General features: G+C 43.2%; 3 protein-coding genes. 1 reads left to right on the plus strand and 2 read right to left on the minus strand.

Going from position 1 to position 4,179, the window contains the following annotated elements:
* Positions 1–1,958, plus strand: a 1,958-nt coding sequence (locus tag PX484_RS11155) for an efflux RND transporter permease subunit (protein ID WP_288103843.1), incomplete at its 5' end; no start/stop codon positions are given.
* Between the two features lie 21 nt (positions 1,959–1,979).
* Here PX484_RS11155 and PX484_RS11160 read toward each other — a convergent pair.
* Positions 1,980–3,404, minus strand: a complete 1,425-nt coding sequence (locus tag PX484_RS11160) for an FAD-binding domain-containing protein (RefSeq protein ID WP_288103844.1) — start codon at positions 3,402–3,404, stop codon at positions 1,980–1,982.
* Positions 3,405–3,533: 129 nt separating this feature from the next.
* Positions 3,534–4,179, minus strand: a 646-nt coding sequence (locus PX484_RS11165) for a Uma2 family endonuclease (protein WP_288103846.1), incomplete at its 5' end; no start/stop codon positions are given.

Here is a 4,179-nt window from a genome sequence, read left to right on the forward strand (position 1 = left end):
AAGCAGAAAAACTGGTTAAAGACATAGCACAAAAACTGCCCGATGTCAAGATAATTTTAGCTGAAACCCAAGCGGAATATATTCGCGCTGCCCTACAAGGCACGATCGATGATTTACTTTTGGCAGTTTTGCTGTCAGTGCTGGTGATCTTGATATTTTTAGGCAGTTTCGCCGCTACGGTCATTTCTGCTCTGGTTATCCCCCTATCTCTTTTGGGGACTTTCATTATCATGGCCATCTATGGGTTTAATCTGGAAACCCTGACGCTGCTGGCTCTCGCTTTGGTGATCGGCATTGTCGTGGATGATGCGATCGTTGATGTGGAGAATATTTCCCGTTTAATCGATGCGGGGGAAACCCCGAAAAATGCGGCACTCAAGGGGACAAGGGAGATCGGATTAGCTGTCACCGCCTCCACTTTAACCATTGTTGCCGTGTTTATACCCGTGGCTTTTATGGGGGGTGCGGTGGGACAGTTTTTCCAACCCTTCGGTTTAACTGTCTCGGCTGCGGTGATTTTTTCTCTGTTGATCGCCAGAACCTTATCGCCAGTTTTGGCATTATATTGGCTGAAACCGCAGTCACAGGCAAAAATGACGAAACAAAAGCGACCGATTGAGAACACCTATCGAAGGCTCTTAAACTGGTCATTACGTCATCGTTTGCTGGTCATTGCTATTGCCCTAATTACCTTTTTGGCGGGTATTGCCCTGATTCCTTTTATTTCTAGGGGATTTATTCCCCGACTCGATCGCGGCGAGTTTAATCTGGTTTATACTTCTCCTTTGCCGAAAATAACACAAATTAGTCCTAATAAACCGACGGCTAAGAGTTCTAGCGATAGTTTCGCTTGGATTTCCCAGTTAGCGAGTTCTCCCGAAAGTTTTCTTTTGCGTCGCACTATCCGCGATGGCAGCAAATTAGAAGCGCCGATTTTGCAGGATGGGGAAGTGGAATCGACTTTTATGATCGCCGGTTTACGCGGTGAGCCGAATCGGGGCAAAATTCACGTTAAACTGAAGGGCGATCGTAAATCTCACACCAGTGCCGTGCAGCAGCGAATTCGGCAAATTTTACCGACAATTAGAGGGGTGAATGTCAGTGTCGAGGACATTCCTTTTGTGCAGACGGAAGCGGAAAAGCCGATCCAAATTGCGATTAAAAGCGATGATTTCAAGCTATTGCGCGATAGTGCCGAGAAATTGCGGGTTGAGGCCGCTAAAATCGCCGGTTTAAAGGATATTTCCCTATCATCTAGATTAAATGAGCGGGGGGATTTTTTGGCGATCGAGCGTTTAAATAGTCAACAGGCGATTTTTCTCAGTGCTAATCTCAGTCCGGATTTAGGATTAGAAGATGCGGCGATTAAAATTGAAGGGATTCCTTTACCGGAAGGGATAACTTTACAGCGTTGGGGTACTTCTTCTCAAAGTAGCGATGTTTTGGGCAGTTTTGGTCGCACTTTAATCCTAGCGACAATTTTAATGTTAGGAGTTTTATGGTTATTATTCAGAAGACTGTTAGAAACTATCGTCATCGCTTTATGTTTACCTTTAGCGATTGTGGGGGCAATGTTGGGGTTATTGGTAACGGGTAGTGAGTTTAGTATAATTTCTTTGATCGGGTTTATCTTCCTCTTGGGATTACTGGATAAAAACGCTGTGTTATTGCTGGATTATACTAACCAATTGCGTCAACAGGGTTGGAGTCGGGAGCAAGCGGTTTTAGAAACGGGAATGATTAGGTTAAGACCGATTTTAATGACCACTTGTTCGACAATTTTAGGCATGATTCCGCTCGCTTTGGGATTGGGTACTGGTGCGGAATTGCGGCAACCCATGGCGATGGTAATTGTGGGAGGTTTAGTCACTTCTTCCCTGTTGAGTTTAATTGTTGTGCCTGTGTTATATCTAAGTTTAGAGGATGTTTGGAACCAGATTAAAGCCGGTCAAAAGTAGCTAGTTTTACCGTCGCTTTAGTTATTGTTTTGGCTTCTGATTACTATAGAGTCGTTTGAATTCTTTTTGTTGTTGATTATGATCGACAATTGGCTCAGGATAACCACAACGATGTCTTTCTAAACGGGGGATTTTTCCGGTTACTAAATATTCCGTATCTACGGAAGCTAATTCCGGCAACCACTGACGAATATATTCCCCTTCCGGATCGAATTTTTGTGTCTGACTAGCGGGATTAAAAATTCTTAAAGGTTTCGGATCCATGCCACTAGAGGCACTCCACTGCCAACCACCATTATTAGCGGCTAAATCGCCATCAAAAAGTTTCTGCATGAAGTATTTTTCGCCTTTTTGCCAGTTAATAATTAAATCTTTGGTTAAGAAACTCGCCACGATCATGCGACAACGATTGTGCATCCATCCCGTTTCATTTAATTGTCGCATGGCCGCGTCAACGATCGGATAGCCGGTTTTTCCCTGGCACCAAGCTTGAAAATGTTCTTCGTTATCCTGCCAAGGAAAATGACGAAATTCTTTTCTATAAGCACCGACCGCCAATTCTGGGAAAAAATAGAGACAATGCTGGTAAAATTCCCGCCAAGCTAACTCTTGCTGCCAAGTGATAATACTATCTTTTGCTTCCTCGGCGCGGCAATTTTCTAATAATTCTAGGGTTGCGGTCCAAATTGTGCGGATGCCAATCGCCCCAAATTTTAAAGCGGCACTCAAGCGCGAGGTGCCATCGAAAGCGGGGAAGTTACGATCTTCTTGATAATTGTTAATAACCCCTTGACAAAATTCTTCTAATCTGCTATGGGCGGCCTTTTCTCCGGGAGCGAGGGGTAAGGGGTTTTGCCAAGTAAAACCTAAATTTTCTAGGGTTGGTAAGTTAATAGTTTCTGCGAGTTTCTCCCCCTCATTTTCCTCTAATCCTTGCAGGTTTTCTAGGGTTGTGGGGCTGGCTTTGGCTAATTGGCTCCAATTTTTCCAAAAAGGAGTATATACGGTGTAGGGACTTTTTGAGAGGGTGAGGACTTGTCCGGGGGCATGGAGAAGTTGATCCCAGAAGGTTTCTACTTTAATTCCTTTTTTTTGTAAAGCGGCGATTACCTGTTGATCCCGTTGACGCGCGTAGGGTTCGATATCGAGGTTAAAAAAAACTGCTTTTGCCGATAAATTGCCGGCTAAGTTGACGAGTGTTTGACTGGGGTTGCCGCGAATAATCAGTAATTGACTACCTTTTTGGCGATAATTTTTTTCTAATTCCTCCAGACAACCGAGGAGATAGGCAACTCTAGCAGGGGCGATATCATCCCTCTCTAAAATAGCAGGATCGAGGCAGAAAACCCCGATAATTTTCGGACTGCGCTCCCTAGCTTTACTCAGTCCAATATTATCCGAGAGACGTAAATCGCGACGATGCCAGAAAAGGATTAGATTTGACATAAAGTAAGGTGATGAGAAGATTATCAGGGGCGAGATTATTGGGGTACAGTTAAGAACAAATTCAAGTCAAAAATACTCTTTCTGTAATTATAGGACAGTGGATCAAGAATAATTGTCTAATTTTACAATCTAGCTGTAATTGGCAGTTAATTTCTTGACAAAATCTCGATGTTCTGCTGTTTCTAACCCCCGCTGCAAAATCAATAAAACTTTTCCTAAGTCGCCCATTAATAAAGCGTTTTTATCTAGCCATAAACCGGGGAAGATTTGGGAGCGCATTATGCCCTCACTATCGGGTTCTAGTTTAATATATTCTCCTGCCTGTAGCCGAAACCAATCAATTTTTTGTTCATAAAACCGCCAGACTAGATATTCTTGGACTTGATTGCGACGGTAAACATTTAATTTTTGATGAACATCGTAGGAAGCACTAGACGCGGCAATTTCGACAATTAATTCCGGCGCTCCTTCTACATAATCATCTTGACTAATTGTCGATTGTCCTCCCTTGTCAATTCTTAATAGGGCATCCGGTTGGGGTTCGTTATCAATATCTAATCTCACGGTGCAATTATCCCCTAATTGCAGATAGGGGGTAAAAGCTTTATAAAAACCCAACCATAACATAATATGTGCGTGGGGTTCACCATGTTGGGTAATTCTCAAGGGAGATGCCATATAAACAATTCCTTCAATTAATTCCGCTTTTTTGAGATGGGGCATCCCTTGATAACGTCGTTCAAATTCCCATCGAGTTAATTTATCGCCGTTTTCT

This window comes from Microcystis sp. M49636_WE2, assembly GCF_030065375.1.
In the GTDB taxonomy this organism is placed as follows: Bacteria; Cyanobacteriota; Cyanobacteriia; order Cyanobacteriales; family Microcystaceae; genus Microcystis; species Microcystis aeruginosa_C.